Origin of the sequence: Pseudoxanthomonas sp. LjRoot127 (genome assembly GCF_964253495.1) — a bacterium.
Classification (GTDB): Bacteria; Pseudomonadota; Gammaproteobacteria; order Xanthomonadales; family Xanthomonadaceae; genus Pseudoxanthomonas_A.
The window spans coordinates 2,885,911-2,903,400 of the sequence record NZ_CAXUQR020000001.1 but is presented as its reverse complement, the minus strand read 5'-3'; the positions used below and the strand labels follow the sequence as shown (position 1 = coordinate 2,903,400).

The 17,490-nt window shown below is 65.8% G+C and carries 14 protein-coding genes; 4 read left to right on the top strand and 10 right to left on the bottom strand.

All coding sequences use genetic code 11. The features are described 5' to 3' along the window. Positions 1 to 45 precede the first annotated feature (45 nt). The 8 genes from ACSQ19_RS13565 to ACSQ19_RS13530 form a co-directional block, all read right to left on the bottom strand. Positions 46 to 888, bottom strand: coding sequence for an ABC transporter permease subunit (locus ACSQ19_RS13565; RefSeq protein WP_299341570.1), 843 nt, complete (start codon positions 886 to 888; stop codon positions 46 to 48). Continuing rightward, positions 885 to 1,799: an ABC transporter permease subunit gene (locus tag ACSQ19_RS13560; protein WP_296279993.1), complete on the bottom strand. Its 915-nt coding sequence runs from the start codon at positions 1,797 to 1,799 to the stop codon at positions 885 to 887. The genes ACSQ19_RS13565 and ACSQ19_RS13560 overlap by 4 nt, the downstream gene beginning before the upstream one ends. Then, entirely contained in the window at positions 1,796 to 2,932 is a 1,137-nt protein-coding gene (locus tag ACSQ19_RS13555; protein ID WP_299341568.1) for an ABC transporter ATP-binding protein, read from the bottom strand. The genes ACSQ19_RS13560 and ACSQ19_RS13555 overlap by 4 nt, the downstream gene beginning before the upstream one ends. 101 nt (positions 2,933 to 3,033) lie before the next feature. Beyond that, entirely contained in the window at positions 3,034 to 4,155 is a 1,122-nt protein-coding gene (locus tag ACSQ19_RS13550) for a polyamine ABC transporter substrate-binding protein (protein WP_296279990.1), read from the bottom strand. A 199-nt stretch (positions 4,156 to 4,354) separates the two neighbouring features. Beyond that, positions 4,355 to 5,470: a polyamine ABC transporter substrate-binding protein gene (locus tag ACSQ19_RS13545; RefSeq protein ID WP_435997651.1), complete on the bottom strand. Its 1,116-nt coding sequence runs from the start codon at positions 5,468 to 5,470 to the stop codon at positions 4,355 to 4,357. Between the two features lie 92 nt (positions 5,471 to 5,562). After that, a complete protein-coding gene (locus tag ACSQ19_RS13540; protein ID WP_435997650.1) occupies positions 5,563 to 6,927 on the bottom strand; it encodes an aspartate aminotransferase family protein in 1,365 nt (454 codons plus the stop codon). Between the two features lie 175 nt (positions 6,928 to 7,102). Continuing rightward, on the bottom strand, positions 7,103 to 8,497 hold the full coding sequence (locus ACSQ19_RS13535) for a glutamine synthetase family protein (protein ID WP_435997649.1): 1,395 nt from the start codon (positions 8,495 to 8,497) through the stop codon (positions 7,103 to 7,105). Positions 8,498 to 8,606: 109 nt separating this feature from the next. After that, positions 8,607 to 9,368 (bottom strand): gamma-glutamyl-gamma-aminobutyrate hydrolase family protein, encoded by a 762-nt coding sequence (locus ACSQ19_RS13530; RefSeq protein WP_299341559.1) that lies wholly within the window; start codon positions 9,366 to 9,368, stop codon positions 8,607 to 8,609. A gap of 209 nt (positions 9,369 to 9,577) precedes the next feature. On the opposite strand from ACSQ19_RS13530, the gene ACSQ19_RS13525 reads away from it, so the two are divergent. The 4 genes from ACSQ19_RS13525 to ACSQ19_RS13510 all read left to right on the top strand — a co-directional run bounded on the left by ACSQ19_RS13525 (position 9,578) and on the right by ACSQ19_RS13510 (position 14,323). Beyond that, positions 9,578 to 10,957: a glutamine synthetase family protein gene (locus ACSQ19_RS13525; RefSeq protein ID WP_435997648.1), complete on the top strand. Its 1,380-nt coding sequence runs from the start codon at positions 9,578 to 9,580 to the stop codon at positions 10,955 to 10,957. A 16-nt stretch (positions 10,958 to 10,973) separates the two neighbouring features. Then, positions 10,974 to 12,257 carry an NAD(P)/FAD-dependent oxidoreductase gene (locus ACSQ19_RS13520; protein WP_435997646.1) on the top strand — a complete coding sequence of 428 codons (1,284 nt, stop codon included), beginning with the start codon at positions 10,974 to 10,976 and terminating at the stop codon, positions 12,255 to 12,257. Between the two features lie 97 nt (positions 12,258 to 12,354). Then, positions 12,355 to 13,659 carry a diguanylate cyclase gene (locus ACSQ19_RS13515; RefSeq protein WP_435997644.1) on the top strand — a complete coding sequence of 435 codons (1,305 nt, stop codon included), beginning with the start codon at positions 12,355 to 12,357 and terminating at the stop codon, positions 13,657 to 13,659. Between the two features lie 202 nt (positions 13,660 to 13,861). After that, a complete protein-coding gene (locus ACSQ19_RS13510) occupies positions 13,862 to 14,323 on the top strand; it encodes a bacteriohemerythrin (protein WP_299341548.1) in 462 nt (153 codons plus the stop codon). A 133-nt stretch (positions 14,324 to 14,456) separates the two neighbouring features. On the opposite strand, the gene ACSQ19_RS13505 is transcribed toward ACSQ19_RS13510, so the two are convergent. After that, positions 14,457 to 15,734, bottom strand: coding sequence for an MFS transporter (locus ACSQ19_RS13505; RefSeq protein ID WP_435997641.1), 1,278 nt, complete (start codon positions 15,732 to 15,734; stop codon positions 14,457 to 14,459). Positions 15,735 to 15,944: 210 nt separating this feature from the next. Further along, complete coding sequence (locus tag ACSQ19_RS13500) at positions 15,945 to 17,447, bottom strand: aldehyde dehydrogenase (RefSeq protein ID WP_435997639.1); 1,503 nt, start codon at positions 17,445 to 17,447, stop codon at positions 15,945 to 15,947. Positions 17,448 to 17,490 lie beyond the last annotated feature (43 nt).

The window sequence follows — 17,490 nt, the reverse complement described above, 5'->3', positions numbered from 1 at the left end:
CTGCGGGTAAGGCCTGGATGCCGGAGGTGCGTGACCGCCAGGGTGCTACCCGTTGTCCTGCAGCGCCAGTTGCATGTCGCGTTGGCGACGCTTCTCTTCCCGGGCCATGAACCACCAGCCCAGGAACGCGGCCACGCTGACCACCAGGATCATCAGCGTCGCGAGCGCATTGATCTTCGGACTCAGGCCCATGCGCACGGACGAGAACACCTTCATCGGCAGCGTGGTCGAACTGGGTCCGGCGACGAAACTGGCGATCACCACGTCGTCCAGCGACAACGTGAATGCCAGCAGCCAGCCCGACACCAGCGCCGGCGCGATGATCGGCAGCGTGATGAGGAAGAACACCTTGATGCGGTTCGCGCCCAGATCCATGGCGGCTTCTTCCAGCGACTTGTCCAGCTCCGACAGTCGCGAAGACACCACCACGGTGACGAAGGCCAGAGTGAAGGTCACGTGCGCGATCCAGATCGACAGGATGCCACGCGGTTGCAGCCCCACCACCTGGCCGAGCGAGACGAACATCAGCAGGATCGACAGGCCGATGATCACTTCCGGCATCACCAGCGGCGCGGTGATCAACGCGCCGAACAGCGTCTTGCCCGGGAAGCGGCGCATGCGCGTCATCACCAGGGCCGCCATCGTGCCGAGCACCACGGCCGCCGTCGCCGTCCAGAACGCGACCTTGATGCTGATCCATGCCGCCTGCAGCATCTGCGTATCGCGGAACAGCTCGGCGTACCACTTCAACGAGAATCCGGACCACACCGTGGCCAGGCGCGACTCGTTGAACGAATACACCATCAGGATGATGACCGGCACGTAGAGGAAGGCGAAGCCGAGCCCCAGGATCGTCCAGTTGACCGCGCGGTGTCCGGTGCGGCTCATGTCAGCCTCCCTTCCATCTCGCGCTGCTGCACCCGGTTGAAGATCAGGATGGGGATCAGCAGCAGGATCAGCATGACGATGGCCACCGCCGACGCCGCCGGCCAGTCGCGGTTGTTGAAGAACTCGCCCCACAGCACGCGGCCGATCATCAGCGTGTCCGGGCCACCGAGCAGTTCGGGGATGACGAACTCGCCGACCGCGGGGATCATCACCAGCATGCAGCCGGCGATGATGCCGGCCTTCGACAGCGGCAGGGTGATGGTGAAGAACGCCTTCCACGGTTTGGCGCCGAGGTCGTAGGCGGCCTCGAGCAGGCGGTGGTCGTGCTTCACCAGGTTGGTGTATAGCGGCAGCACCATGAAGGGCAGGTAGCAATAGACGATGCCGATGTACGCCGCCATCGGCGTGTACAGGATCTGCAGCGGTTCGTCGATCAGGCCGATCTTCATCAGCAGGTTGTTGAGCAGGCCGTTGTTCTTGAGGATGCCGATCCAGGCGTAGACGCGGATGAGGAACGACGTCCACGACGGCAGCACCACCAGCATCATCGCGATATTGCGCGACGAGGGGGGCATGCGGGCGATGACATAGGCGATCGGGTACGCGACCAGCAGCGCGAGGAAGGTCGAGATGGCCGCGATCTTGATCGAGCTGAGGTAGGCGGCCACGTACTGGGAATCGGTGAACAGTGCCGCGTAATTGCCCAGGTTGAGCTTGAGCGTTAGCGCCTCGTCGATGTACTCGAGGATAGGCGTATAGGGCGGCATCGCGATCGCCAGCTTGGCGAACGAGATCTTCAGCACGATCAGGAAGGGAATGGCGAAGAACAGCAGCAGCCAGACGTAGGGCACCGAGATCACGCCCCAGCGTGGCCCCGGCAGGCGCTTGCCCAGGGAGCGGAGAAGGTTCATGACGTCAGCACCACGCCATCGTTGTCGCCCCACCATACCCAGACTTCATCGTTCCAGGTGAGGCCCTCGCTGGCCCAGCGCTGCACGTTGGCGAAATTGGCCATGAACTTGTACCCGCTCGGCAGGCGTACGTGATAGACCGAATGGCTGCCGAAGTACGCGATGTCCTCGATCACGCCCTTGGCCTTGTTGTGCGGCTGCGGCGGCTCCTGCTTGCCGATCCCAAGCTTTTCCGGCCGCACCGCGAACCCGACCTCCTGCCCTTCGAAGCCCGAGATGCCGTGACCGATGTAGATCGGATCGGGCAACTGCGGCGAGCGGATGGTGACGTAGTTCGCTTCGTCCTCCTCCACCGCGCCCTCGATCAGGTTGACCGAGCCGATGAACTCGGCGGCGAAGCGGCTGGTCGGCTGCTCGTAGATTTCATCCGGCGTGCCGACCTGGCGGATCCAGCCCTGGTCCATCAGCGCGATGCGGGTGGCCATCGTCATCGCCTCTTCCTGGTCGTGGGTGACCATCACGCAGGTCACGCCCGACTTCTCGATGATGCTGACCAGCTCCAGTTGCATCTGCGAGCGCAGCTTCTTGTCCAGCGCGCCCATCGGTTCGTCCAGCAGCAGCAGCTTCGGTCCTTTCGCCAGCGACCGCGCCAGCGCCACGCGCTGCTGCTGGCCGCCGGAAAGCTGGTGCGGCTTGCGCTTGGCCAGCTTGCCCAGTTGCACCAGCGCCAGCATCTCCTCGACGCGCTTCTTGATCGCCTCCCTGGACAGGCCGTCCTGCTTCAGGCCGAAGGCGATGTTCTGCTCCACCGTCATGTGCGGGAACAGCGCGTAGGACTGGAACATCATGTTGAGCGGCCGCTCGTAGGGCGGCAGGTCGTTGAGCAACTGGCCGTCAAGGAAGATCTTGCCGGAGGTCGGCTTCTCGAACCCGGCCAGGCAGCGGAGCAGCGTCGATTTGCCGCTGCCCGAGCCTCCCAGCAGCGCGAAGATCTCGCCCTTGCGGATGGTCAGGTTGGTGTCGTCGACCGCGACGAAGCCGTCGAACTCCTTGCGGACGTCGACGATGCGCAGGTACTCCTGCGCGTTCGCCTTGCCGTTCTGTGCCGCGCCGTTGCCCTGTTCTGCCGCCATGGAGATCCCCTGGTCGCCGGGCTGCCTGGGCGCCGGCATGGATGTGGGTATGAGCGATCACACAAGGCCGGGACGGCGTCTGTCCGTCCCGGCCAGGGCGTTTACTTGCCGGTCTTCAGTTCCGTCCAGATCCGCGTGTACTGGCGATCGACCTCGGGCGTGATGATGGCGAAGGTGAACAGCTTCGCTTCGACGTCCGGCGTCGGGTAGATCGTGGGATCTCCGGTGATCGACGTGTCCATCAGCGCCTTCGCCTTCGGGATGGCATTCGGATAGCTGATGAAGTTGGAGTTGTTGGCCATCACCTGCGGGTCGAGCAGGTTGTTGATGAAGGCGTAGGCCTCGTCGACGTGCTTGGCGTCCTTCGGGATGGCCAGCATGTCGAACCATTGCGGGGCGCCTTCCTTCGGGATCGCATACGCGATGTTGACGCCGTTCTTGGCTTCCACCGCGCGATCGCGCGCCTGGATGATGTCGCCCGACCAGCCGACGACCAGGCAGGTGTCGCCGTTGGCCATGGCATCGATGTACTGCGAGGAATGGAAGTTGGTGATGTACGGGCGGATGGTCTTCAGCAGTGCGGCGGCCTTGTCGATCACCGCAGGATCCTGGCTGTTTGGGTCCTCGCCCAGGTAGTTCAGGGCGATCGGGATGATTTCCGACGGCGTGTCGAGGAAGGTCACGCCGCAATCCTTCAGCTTGCTGATGTTCTCCGGCTTGAAGACGATGTCCAGGCTGTTGGCGACATCGGTGCTGCCGAACGCGGCCTTGACCTTGTCGACGTTGTAGCCGATGCCGGTGGTGCCCCACATGTAGGGGATGGCGTACTGGTTGCCGGGGTCCTGGTTCTCCAGCCGCTTCATGATGGCCGGGTCCAGGTTGGCGTAGTTGGGGATCTTGCTCTTGTCCAGCGGCAGGAACACGCCGGCCTGGATCTGCCGCCCGAGGAAGTTCATCGTCGGCACCACCACGTCGTAGCCGCTGCTGCCCGCCAGCAGCTTGGTTTCCAGTACTTCGTTGCTGTCGAACACGTCGTAGGTCACCTTGATGCCGGTGGCCTTCTCGAAGTTGGGGATGGTGTCCTCGGCGATGTAGTCGGACCAGTTGTAGACGTTGACCTGCTTGGCGCCGCCGGTGTCGGCGCCGCCGTCGCTGCCGGATTTTCCGCCGCAAGCGGCAAGGGTACAGAGGGCCAGGGTGGTTGCCAGTACGCGCAGTTTCATCAATCTCTCTCCATTCGGCCCGCGAGGGCGGCTTGATGTGGTCCCGGACCGGCCTGGGCCGCCGCGGGCGTGCTGTCATTGCAATGGCGTGTTCCGTGCCGTCCCGCTCCCCTACCCCCTCCCTGTGGCGTCGCCGGCTTGCACGGGCGATGCCACGATGACAAAGGGCGCGTCCTTGCCGGCACGCGCCCGTGGTGTTTCAGCGTCCGGTCTTCAGCTCCGTCCAGATGCGCGTGTACTGGCGATCCACATCCGGCGGCAGGACCGCGAAGGTGAACAGCTTCGCGTCGACGTCGGCGGGCGGGTAGATCGTCGGATCGTCCGCGATCGCCTTGTCGACCATCGGCTTCGACGACGGCACCGGATTGGGATACGTCACGAAGTTGGTGTTCGCCGCAGCGACCTTCGGGTCCAGCAGGTAGTTGATGAAGGCGTAGGCGCTGTCGACGTTCTTCGCATCCTTCGGGATGGCCAGCATGTCGAACCACTGCGGCGCGCCTTCCTTCGGGATGGAGTACGCCACGTTGACCCCGTTGCCCGACTCCGCCGCGCGATCACGCGCCTGGATGATGTCGCCGGACCAGCCCACCACCAGGCAGACATCGCCGTTGGCCAGGTCGTTGATGTACGAGGACGAATGGAAGTTGCGGATGTACGGGCGGATCGACTTCAGCAGCGCCGCGGCCTTGTCGATCACCTTTGGATCGAAGCTGTGCGGATCCTCGCCCAGGTAGTTCAGCGCGATCGGGATCAGCTCCGACGGCGTATCCAGCACGGTGATCCCGCAGTCCTTCAGCTTGGCCGCGTTCTCCGGCTTGAACACCACGTCCCAGCTGCCGGTGACGGCGGTGTCGCCGAAGATGGCCTTGATCTTGTCGACGTTGTAGCCGATGCCACTGGTGCCCCACAGGTACGGCACCGCGAACTGGTTGCCCGGATCCTGCAGCGCGATCCGCTCGAGCATCTTGGGGTCGACGTTCTTCAGGTTCGGGATCCTGCTCTTGTCCAGCGGCAGGAACACGCCGGCCTGGATCTGGCGACCCAGGAAGCTCAGCGACGGCACCACCACGTCGTAGCCACTGCTGCCGGCCAGCAGCTTGGTCTCGACCATCTCGTCGCTGTCGAACACGTCGTAGGTGACCCTGATGCCCGACTGCTGCTCGAAGTTCGGGATCGTGTCCTCGGCGATGTAGTCGGACCAGTTGTAGACATTGAGCACCTTCGACGGCGCACCGTCGGCGGCCTTGTCATCCTTGCCACCACAGGCGGCCAGCACGGCGGCAGCCAGCATGACGGTGAGGGCTTTGAGCTTCATCGGGGTCTCCATGGAACAGGAACGGGGGATGGGAACCATCATACGCCCGCGATGCGAGGGCATGACGCAGCGCACGGGCCGCTTCGATGACCTCACATGCCCAGGTCCGTCGCGGTGTCGTTGAGCGCCTTCCACGTCTTGTCGAACAGTTCGTCCACCTGCGCACGGGTGATGATCAACGGCGGCGAGAGCAGCATGGCGTCCCAGGTCGCGCGCAGGATCAGCCCATGCTTCAACGCGTGGTCGCGGCAACGCGGACCGACGGTGCCCCGCTCGGGGAAGAAGGCGCGCTTCTTCTTGTCCGGCACCAGTTCCAGCGCGCCCACCATGCCGGCGATGCGCGCCTGTCCGACCAGGCGGTGCTCGCCCAGTTCCGCCCAGCGCTGGGCCAGGTAGGGCGCGGTGTCGGTCTTCGCGGTTTCGACGATCTTCTCGTCCTGCAGGATGCGGATGTTCTCGAGTGCCACTGCCGCGCACACCGGGTGGCCCGAGTAGGTGGCGCCATGCGCCAGCTCGCCGCCCCGCTCCTTCAGCACGCTGGCCACGCGATCGTTGAACATCGCCGCACCGAGCGGGATGTAGCCGGACGTGATGCCCTTGGCCACCGGCATGATGTCGGGCTGGAAACCGAAATACTGCGAGCCGAACCACTCGCCCGTGCGCCCGAAACCACAGATCACCTCGTCGGCCACCAGCAGTACGTCGTACTGGCGGCAGATACGTTCGATCTCCGGCCAATAGGTCTTCGGCGGGATGTAGACGCCGATCGCGCCCATGATGGGTTCGCCGATGAACGCGGCCACGCGCTCGGGCCCCAGTTCCAGGATCTTCTGCTCCAGCCGGCGTGCGGCGACCAGGCCGTACTCGTCTTCGGACAGGTCGCCGCCGTCGGCGAACCAGAACGGCGGATCGATGTGGTGGATGTCGGGGATCGGCAGGCCACCCTGCTTGTGCATGCCCTTCATGCCACCGAGGCTGGCGCCGGCCATCGTGGTGCCGTGGTAACCATCGTGGCGGCCGATGAAGATGTTCTTCGCCGGCTGGTCCTGCACCGCCCAGAAGTGGCGGACCATGCGCAGGATGGTGTCGTTCGCCTCGGAACCGGAATTGACGAAGAAGGAATGGTTGAGGTCGCCCGGCGCGAGTTCCGCCAGCTTCGCTGCCAGTTCGATCGTCGGCTCGGTTGTGCACTGGAAGAAGCTGTTGTAGTAGGCGAGCTGCGTCATCTGCTTCGATGCCACCTCGCCCAGTTCCTTGCGCCCGTAGCCGATGTTGACGCACCACAGCCCGGCGAAGGCATCGAGCAGCTTGTTGCCGTCGGCATCCCAGACGTAGCAGCCGTCGCCCTTGGTGAGGATGCGCGTGCCCCGCTTCGCCAGCGCGGCATTGTCGTTGAACGGATGCAGGTGGTGCTCGGCGTCGAGCCTCTGCAGGGTGCGGGTGTCGAGTTGGGTCATAAGGGCTCCGTGATATCGAGCCCCTCTCCCACCGGCGACCAAAGGAAGTCCCTGTGGGAGAGAGGTGTTGGGGTGAGGGTCCGGCGGAATCATCAGTGGTGAACCATCCCGATTCCGCCGCACCCTCATCCTGCGCTTCGCGCCACCTTCTCCCGGAGGAAGAAGGGAACAACAGTCAGACGTTCAACAACAGGAATTCCCGCTCCCACGAACTGATCACGCGGAAGAAGGTCTCGTATTCCTTGCGCTTGACCGATACGTACGCACGCACGAAGCGCGCGCCCATCAGCTCCTGCAGCGCCTTGCAGCCTTCGAGTTCGTCCAGCGCCTCGCCCAGCGAGCGCGGCAGTTCGAACCCGATGTCCTGCGCGCTGCTGGCCAGCGGCTCGGTCGGCTTGAGTTGCTCACGGATGCCCAGCAGGCCGCAGGCCAGCGTCGCGGCCATCGCGAGATAGGGATTGGCATCGGAGCCGGCGAAACGACTCTCCACGCGCATGTTCTCCGGTGTGTCCATCGGCACCCGCAGGCCGCAGGTACGGTTGTCGTACCCCCACTGCACGTTGATCGGCGCCACCTGCCCCAGCGCCAGCCGCCGATACGAATTGACGTTGGGGCCGAAGAACGCCATCGCCATGGGCACGTACTTCTGCAGCCCCGCCAGGTAATGGCCGAACAGCTTGCTTCCCTTGCCCTCCGTCTTGCCCGTGAACACATTGCGGCCCGTCTTCACGTCGACCAGGCTCTGGTGGATGTGCATGGCGCTGCCGGGCTCGTTCTCCATCGGCTTGGCCAGGAAGGTGGCGTACACGCCATGGCGCATCGCCGCCTCGCGCATCGTGCGCTTGAACAGGAACACCTGGTCGGCGCGCGACAACGCATCGTCATGGGTGAAGTTCACCTCGAGCTGGGCGGCGCCGGATTCGTGGATCAGCGTGTCCACGTCCAGTTCCATGGCGTCGCAGTAGTCGTACATCAGGTCGAGGATCGGGTCGAACTCGTTGACCGCATCGATGGAATACGACTGCCGTGCGGTCTCCGGGCGACCCGAGCGGCCGGCGGGCGGCAGCAGCGGGAAATCGGGGTCGGTGTTCTTCTGCACCAGGAAGAATTCCAGTTCCGGCGCGACGACCGGGCGCAGGCCTTCTTTCTCGTACGCGGCCAGCACGCGGCGCAACACGTTGCGTGGCGCCAGGTCATGCGGCTTGCCGTCCTTGGTGTGGCAGTCGTGGATGACCTGAGCGGTGGGGTCGGTCGCCCACGGCACCATCCGCACGGTATCAGGGTCCGGCCGCAGGAACATGTCCGAATCCGACGGCGACGTCAGGTCGTAATAGTCGTCCGGATAGTCGCCGGTGACGGTGGTGGCGAAAATGCCTTCCGGCAGGCGCGTGCCGTAGTCGTGGCTGAACTTGTCGGCCGGAATGATCTTGCCTCGTGCGATGCCGGTGATGTCCGGCACCAGGCACTCGACCTCGGTGATGCTGCGTTCCTTCAGCCAGCGGCGCAATGAACTGTCGGCCGGCTCGGGCGCGGCAGGCTTCTTTCGGGGGTTCGGCTTCTTCTGGCTCATGGTGTCGGTGCGATCGGTAAGGGAGAGGAACGGCCGCCTTGCACGCCGGTGGGCTACGCCACCACGTCGTGGCGTGCGCTCCCTCTCCATGGCGGGGGATGCCGCCGCTTCATGCCACCGCCCCGCGCCGGGCCGCACGGGCACGGCAGGCATCGCCGAAAGCGCGGAAGATCGCGAGATAGAACGGGTTTTCCGTCACCTTCCATTCCGGATGCCACTGCACCGCCAGCATGAAGGCGGAGCCGTCATGCCGGAACGCTTCGATCAGGCCGTCGGGTGCCTTCGCCTCGACCACCAGGCCGTCGCCCAGCCGACGCACACCCTGGCCGTGCAACGAGTTCACGCTGGCGTGCGTCACCCCGGACAGCTTGGCCAGCAGGCCACCCGGCACCAGCGCGATGTCGTGCGCCGGCCCGTACTGCACGTCCAGGGGATCGTCCTTGTTTTCGCGATGGTCCATGAGGCCTGGCTGCTCGTGTACCTTCTGGTACAGCGTGCCGCCGAAAGCGACATTGGCCTCCTGGAAGCCGCGGCAGATCGCCAGCACGGGCACCCCCACCTCGATGGCGAGCGGGATCAGCGGCAGATTGGTCGCGTCGCGACGGGGATCCAGCAGGTTGCCTTCATAACTGGATTCGTCGCTGTAATGGTGCGGCTCGATGTTACTGACGGCGCCGGTCAGCAGCAGGCCATCGAGGCTGTCGAGCACCTGGCGCAGCGGCAGTACGGGGTCCAGCGTCGGGATCAGCAGCGGCAGGCAGCCCGCCCCGTCGACCACCGCGCGCACGTATTTCTCGCCGACGGCAAGAAAGGGATGCGCACCGATTTGCTTGTGGTCGGTCGGCAGACCGACCCGCGGCAGCGGGGTCATGCAGGAAGCCCGGAATGGCTTGCAGGCACGTTAACCCGGCCGTTTTATTTTTACAACACGAAGGGCTCAGATGACATTTTTGGCGCCCATATGGTGCGCTGCGGCACCAAATTCGGGCGTTTCAGCGGCCCATTGGAAACTTCGCGTTGAGTATTCTTGACGCATCGAACGCTCTGCTAAGCTGCGCCGCAGCCTCTTGGATGACCCTCATGCGCCCTGATTCCGACGCGTCTTCCCTGCCCGCCGACGATGCCGCCACGCTGGCGTCCATCCCCGACTGCGAGCAGATCGACCTGCTGCTGCCCGACATGAACGGACTGCTGCGCGGCAAGCGCATCACCCGCGATGCGCTGGAGAAGGTCTACCGCGACGGCGTCTGCCTGCCGATGTCGCTGATCGCCACCGACATCACCGGCAACACGGTCGAGGAAACCGGGCTGGGTTACGACATCGGCGACGAGGACCGCATCTGCCGCCCGGTACCGGGCTCGCTGCGGCCCGTGCCGTGGTCGCCGCGCCCGGCCGCGCAGCTGCTGCTGAGCATGGAGGACGCGCAGGGCGGCATGTTCGAGGCCAACCCGCGCGAAGTGCTCAAGCGCGTGCTCGCACGCTATGCCGCGCGCGGCCTGAAGCCGGTGGTCGCGGTGGAACTGGAGTTCTACCTGTTCGACCAGCGCATGGACGACGCGGGACGCCCGCGCACGTCGATCAATCCGGCGACCGGGCAACGCAACACCAGCACGCAGGTCTACTACATGGAAGACCTGAACGACTACCGCGGCTTCACCGATGCGGTCGCAGCCGCGTGCCGTGCGCAGCGCATCCCGGCCGATACCGCCGTGGCCGAGTACGCGCCGGGCCAGTTCGAAATCAACCTCAAGCATCGCGACGATGCCCTGCTCGCCTGCGACGATGCGATCTACCTCAAGCGCGCGATCAAGGCCGCCGCGCAGCAGCAGGGCCTGATGGCCAGCTTCATGGCCAAGCCGTTCGCCGAGCAGGCGGGCAGCGGTATGCATATCCACGCCAGCGTGCTGGATGCCGACGGCCGCAACATCTTCGCCTCACCGCAGACGGCCCCGGCCGCTGCGCTGAAGCACGCCATCGGCGGCCTGCAGCGCAGCGACCAGGATTGCCTGCTGCTGTTCGCGCCGCACGCCAACAGCTACCGGCGCTTCGTGCTCAACGCGTTCGTCCCGCTCAACGACGTGTGGGGCTACAACAACCGCACCGTCGCCATGCGCATCCCGCACAGCGACGAAGCCAACACCCGGATCGAGCACCGCATCGCCGGCGCCGACGCCAACATCTACCTAGTCACTGCCGCCGTGCTGGCCGGCATGCTGCACGGCATCGAACAGGGCTTCGATCCCGGCCCGCCGATCACCGGCAACGCCTACGACCAGACCGAGATCCGTACGCCGTTCTGGCGCGAGGCCATCGGCGCGTTCATGGGTAGCGAGTTCATCCGCGAGCAGTTCGGCACGTCCTTCCAGCACATCTACGGCCAGCAGAAGCTCAAGGAGATGCACAGCTTCTACACCGAAGTGACCGACTTGGAATACGCGTGGTACCTGCGATCGGTGTGAACCAGGCGCTGCCCGCATGACGTTCGCGCATACCTATCCCGACAGCTGGTACGCAGCCAGCACGACGCCGTTGCCCGCGCAGCCGGCACTGGAAGGCCGCATCGAGGCCGACGTCTGCATCCTCGGCGCCGGCTACACCGGCCTGTCGGCGGCGCTGGAACTTGCCGAAGCCGGCTACAAGGTGGTCGTGCTGGAAGCCGAGCGCATCGGCTGGGGCGCCTCGGGCCGCAATGGTGGCCAGGCCATTGCCGGCTTCAGCTGCGGCGAAGCGAAGCTCGAAGCGCTGGTCGGCTTCGACGATGCGAAGAAGATGTTCGACCTGTCGATCGACGGCCTGCGCTGGCTGCGCGGGCGGATCGACCGGCACGGTATCGACTGCGACTGGCGCGACGGGCACGCCACCGTCCCGATCAAGGCGCGCCAGCAACGCGACGTGCAGGAAGCCGTGGAGGAGTTCAACACGCGCTACCACCACCCGGTGCAGTGGTGGGATCGCGAGCGCCTGCGCGGCGAACTCGCCAGCGACCGCTATCTTGGCGCAATGTACGATCCGGTCAGCGGCCACCTCCATCCGCTCGCCTATGCATTGGGGCTCGGACGCGCAGCGCTGGATGCGGGCGTGCGCATCTTCGAAGCTTCCCGCGTGACGCAGCTCGTACGGGGCACGCGTCCGCTGCTGAAGACCGCGCAGGGCGAGGTCGCCTGCGATACCGTGATCCTCGCGGGCAACGCGCTGCTGCGCGGCATCGCGCCGGAACTCGAATCGCGCATGATGCCGGTGGGCACCTACATCGCCGCCACGCCGCCGCTGGGCGAGCAGCGCGCGCGCGCGCTGATCCGCAACGACATGGCGGTGGCGGACACCAACTGGGCGCTGGACTACTTCCGGCTGGGCCGCGACCACCGCCTGCTGTTCGGCGGTCGCGCCAGCTATTCGACGATGACGCCCCCGAACCTGCGCGGCGTGATGACGCGCCGCATGCACCGCGTATTCCCGCAGTTGCGCGAAGTGGGCATCGAGTACCTGTGGGGCGGAATGATCGACATCTCGCTCAACCGTGCGCCGCACTGGGGCCGGCTGGCGCCGAACCTGTACTTCGCCCAGGGCTTCTCGGGACATGGCCTGATCGCCGCGTGCCTGGCGGGCACGACGCTCGCCCAGGCGATCCGCGGTCAATCCGAGCGACTGGACCTGTTCGAGAAGATCGACCACCACCCGTTCCCGGGCGGCCGTGCGCTGCGCACGCCGCTCCTGGTCGCCGGAATGGCCTGGTACAAGCTGCGCGACGCACTCTGGTGAGCGGCGCCGGCAGCCGCGCATTCCGTGACGCCGCTCTCAAGTCCCGTCCGCCCGGGCCGATAGACATGAAAGGAAACCTTCCTCGGCCTTCCCGAGCATGTCCAGTCCGCAACGCGCCGTATCCGCCATCGCCAGCCAATCGCCCCTGCCCCAGCGGATCCTGGTGGTGGAGAACTCGCGCACGCATGCGCGCCTGATCGGCGAAGCGATCGAACAGAAGCTCAGCCTGCCGGTCGTCTACGCCGCCACGCTGGACGAGGCGCGCACGACGCTGGAGAAGCATCCGGACTGGTTCATGGTGGTCACCAGCCTGGTCCTGGCCGACGGCAGCCACGACGAGGTGGTGGAGTTCTTCCTGTCCCGGCAGTTGCCCACCGTGGTCGTCAGCGGCGTCTACGACGACACGCTGCGCGAGCAGGTACTGCGACGGCAGGTGGTGGACTACGTCCTCAAGAACACGCCCGGCAGCATCGACTATCTCGTGTGGCTGGTGCAGCGCCTGGAACGCAACCGCCGCATCGCCGCCCTGATCGTGGACGACTCCCGTTCCGCCCGCCAGCACGCGGCCGCGCTGTTGTCGATGTACGGCTTCCGCGTGGTGGAAGCGGCGGATGGCGAGGCCGGCCTGGTCATGCTCGACGCCAACCCCGACATCCGCCTGGCGATCGTCGACCAGGAAATGCCCGGCATGAAGGGCCACGAGTTCACCCGTCGCCTGCGTGCGCGCCACGCCCGCGACCACCTGGCGATCATCGGCATCTCGGGCACCAGCGATGGCAGCCTGGTCCCGCGCTTCCTGAAGAGCGGCGCCAATGACTTCCTGCACAAGCCGTTCTCGCGCGAGGAATTCTTCTGCCGCGTCTCGCAGAACATCGACCAGCTGGAACTGATCGGCACCCTGCAGGATCTCGCCACCCGCGACTTCCTCACCGGCCTGCCCAACCGCCGCCACTTCCTGTCCGAGTGCCATGCCCTGCTGCCGAACACCCTGGGCAGGCAACAGTCGGTGACGGCCGCCATCATCGACATCGACCACTTCAAGCACATCAACGACACCCACGGCCATGAAGCCGGCGATATCGCACTGAAGGCCGTCGCCCAGGCCATCGCGCGCCATGCGGGTACGCAGGACCTGATCGCGCGCTTCGGCGGCGAAGAGTTCTGCGCGCTGGTGCCGTACCTGGGCGAAAGCGAAGCCGTGGACTACTTCGAATCGCTGCGCGCCTCGATAGAGGCCCTCGACGTCGACATCGGCGAGCGCACACTGAAGATGACGGTCAGCGTCGGCGTGTTCCGCACGCGCTTTCCCGGCCAGACCCTCAATCACCTGCTCAGCGAAGCGGACCGGCGGCTGTACCTGGCGAAGGCCGGTGGACGGAACCGGGTGGTGTCGAGCGGTTGAAATTCTTCCCTGTGGGAGCGACGTCAGTCGCGAGCTTTCGAGTCGCTGAAGCAAGAGCTCGCGACTCACATCGCTCCCACACCGGTCATCACGGCCCCTGCGACTGTCCGTCGCATGCGGCATTGATCGGGATCAATGCTGCAAGTGCAGCGCGCACCTAGATTTCCCCGCATTCCGGCATCCGCCGGCAGGGGATCCGAACATGACACTGCTGATCTGGCAGGACGACATGGACACCGGCATCGACATCATCGATGGCCAGCACCGGCGTATCGTGGAGATGATCAACCATCTGCACGTGACCCAGAAGTCGAGGGAGCGTTTCGCCGTCGGCGAAGTGATCGATGAGCTGGTCGATTACACGCTGTCGCACTTCGCGTTCGAGGAAGAGCTGATGGAGGAAGCCGGCTATCCGTTCAGCGCCGCGCACAAGCGCGTGCACGAAGTATTCACCAAGCGCGTGTCCGAGTATCGGCTCCGCTTCGAGGCCGGCGAAGACATCGTGGACGAGCTGCGCAGCATGCTGTCGCGCTGGCTGTTCAACCACATCCGCAACGACGACAAGGCCTACGCGGATTCGGTCAAGCGCCACCTCAACCAGTTCGTCCGCGATCACCAGCAGGGCGGCTGGCTCACCCGCACCGTGAAGCGCCTGTTCGGGTAGCGTGCTGTGTGCGCTTGGGGAGAGATCCTGCGGACGTGCGCGTGGCGCACGCTACGTGACGAATCATGGCGGCGAGATCGTAGCGTGCGCCATGCGCACGACCATGTGATGCCCCATTGCGAGCGTGGATGCCTTACCGCCGGCGCTGCATCGCCAACAAGGCCAGCAACGTCAGCACGGCCATGCCGGCCAGGTACCAGCCGACTGACGGAAGTCCGTAGCGTTCACCCAGCCTCGTGGCGATGTACGGCGCCGGCGATGCGCCCAGGATGCCGGCCAGGTTGAACGCCAGCGACGCGCCCGTGTAGCGCACGGCGGTGGGGAACATCTCCGCCAGGATCGTCCCGCAGGGGCCATAGGTGAGCCCCATCGCGCCCAGACCCAGCGCAAGGAAAGCCAGCACGCCCAGGTCGCTACCCGACTCCAGCAACGGCGCGAACACGAAGCCGAACCCGATGATCAGCAGCGTGGCGACGATCATCGCGTTGCGCCGCCCGAACCGGTCCGCATAGAGCGCCGACAGCGGGATGGTCAGGGCGAAGAACAGCACGCCGACCATCTGCAGCATCAGGAAATGCTCGCGCGTGTAGCCGAGCTTCGACGTACCCCAGCTCAGCGCGAACACGGTCATCAGGTAGAACAGCACGAACGTGGCCACCAGCGCGAGCGTGCCGGTCACCAGGGCGAACGGGTGCTCGCGCACGGTGGTCAGCATCGGCACCTTGACGCGCTCGTCGCGGTCCAGGGCCTTCTGGAAATCCGGCGTCTCGGCGATGCTCAGCCGCACCCACAGGCCGACGAACACCAGCACCGCACTGGCCACGAACGGAATGCGCCAGCCCCAGGCCAGGAACTGCGCATCGCTCATCACTGCGGTCAGCAGCAGGAAGATGCCGGTGGAGAACAGGAAGCCCAGGGGTGCCCCGAGCTGCGGGAACATGCCGTACCACGCGCGCTTGCCGGGCGGCGCGTTCTCGGTCGCCAGCAACACCGCACCGCCCCACTCGCCGCCCAGCCCGATCCCCTGCCCCAGCCGGCACAGCGCCAGCAGCAGGGGCGCCACGATACCGACCTGCGCGTAGGTGGGCAGCAGGCCGATCAGCACGGTGGAGATACCCATCGTCAGCAGCGCCGCCACCAGAGTCGCCTTGCGTCCGATGCGGTCGCCGTAGTGGCCGAACAGCGCCGACCCCACGGGCCGCGCGATGAACGCCAGCGCGAAAGTGGCGAACGACTGCAGTGTCGCGGTGGTCGGATCCCCCTGCGGGAAGAACAGGTGCGGAAACACCAGCACCGCGGCCGTCGCGTAGATGTAGAAATCGAAGAACTCGATGGTGGTGCCGATCAGGCTGGCGAACAGCACCCGACCAGGCGAGTTGGCGGGCGCGGGAGCGACGGCGGTGGCGGTCATGGACGGGCCGGTGGATGGGACGTGGGCGATTCTGGCAGAAGAACTTCTTCGATGACTCCCCTCTGCCCGTGTACGGGGAGAGGGTGCCGAAGGCGGGTGAGGGACGAACGAAGATGCGATGCCTGCGTGCCGGTAAAGCACCAGCGCTCGCCCCTCATCCGCCCTCCGGGCACCTTCTCCCCGCCTCGCGGGGAGAAGGAACGCCGCAGCTCAACTCCCCAGATTGATCCAGGTCGCCTTGATCTCGGTGTACTTGTCGAAGGCGTGCAGCGACTTGTCGCGGCCGTTGCCGGACTGCTTGTAGCCGCCGAACGGAGCGGTCATGTCGCCACCGTCCCAGTAGTTCACCCAGACGCTGCCCGCACGCAGCTTGCGCGCCACGCGATGGGCGCGGCTGATGTCGCGCGTCCACACGCCCGCCGCCAGCCCGTACTCGCTGTCGTTGGCCATCCGCAGCGCTTCTTCCTCGCTGTCGAACGCGATAACCGACAGTACCGGCCCGAAGATCTCTTCGCGGCTGATCGTGTGGTCGTGCGCGACGTCGTCGAACACGGTCGGCTCGATGTAGCAGCCGCCGTTCACCACGTCGGCGCGCAGGCCGCCCAGCGCCAGACGGGCACCCTCGGCCCTGCCCTTCTCGATGTAGTCGAGCACGCGCCGGGTCTGGCCTTCATCGACCATCGCGCCCATCGGCGCGCCGGGGTCGAGCGGATGGCGCGGGCGCATGGCCTTGCCTGCCTCGACCACGCGGGCGACGAACTCATCCTTGATCGAACGCTCCACCAGCAGGCGCGAGGCCGCGGTGCAGACTTCGCCCTGGTTGTAGAAGATGCCGCCGGCCGCGGCCTTCGCCGCCACCTCGAGGTCGTGCGCATCGGCGAACACGATGTTCGGGCTCTTGCCGCCGCACTCCATGTACGCGCGTTTCATGTTCGACAGGCCCGCGCATTGCAGCAGGCGCTTGCCGACCGGGGTGGAACCGGTGAACACCAGGCCGTCCACGTCCATGTGCAGCGCCAGCGGTTCGCCCGCGGTCTTGCCGAAGCCCGGCACCACGTTGAGCACGCCGGCGGGGATGCCCGCTTCGATCGCCAGCTCGGCCAGGCGGATCGCCGTGAGCGGCGACTTCTCCGAGGGCTTCAGCACGATGGAGTTGCCCATCGCCAGCGCCGGGGCCAGTTTCCACGTCGCCATCAGCAGGGGGAAATTCCACGGCACGATCGCGCCGATCACGCCCAGCGGTTCGCGCGTCACCAGGCCCAGTTCGTCCTGGCCGGTCGCGGCGACTTCACCGTAGACCTTGTCCAGCGCCTCGGCGGTCCAGCCCATGCAGCGGATGGTCGCGGCGACGTCGACGCTACGCGCGTCGCCCACCGGCTTGCCCATGTCGAGCGATTCCAGCAAGGCCAGTTCGTCGGCATGCCGTTCGATCAGCTGGGTGAGCTTGAGCAGCACCTTCTTGCGATGCGTCGGGCGCGCGTTGGACCACGCACCCGCGTCGAAGCTGCGGCGCGCGGCGGCGACGGCGCGATTGATGTCCTCTTCCTGGCCATCGGCCACCTGGCCGAGCACGCGGCCATCGATCGGGCTGACGCAGTCGAAGGTCTTGCCCGAGGCGGCATCGACGTATTTGCCGTCGATGAAGGCCTGCGTGCGGATCGACAGCGTGCCGGCCATGGCCTGCCAGTCCTGTTGCGTGCGGGGGTTGCTCATGGGAACTCCTGGCTGTGTTCCCTTCTCCCAGCGGGAGAAGGTG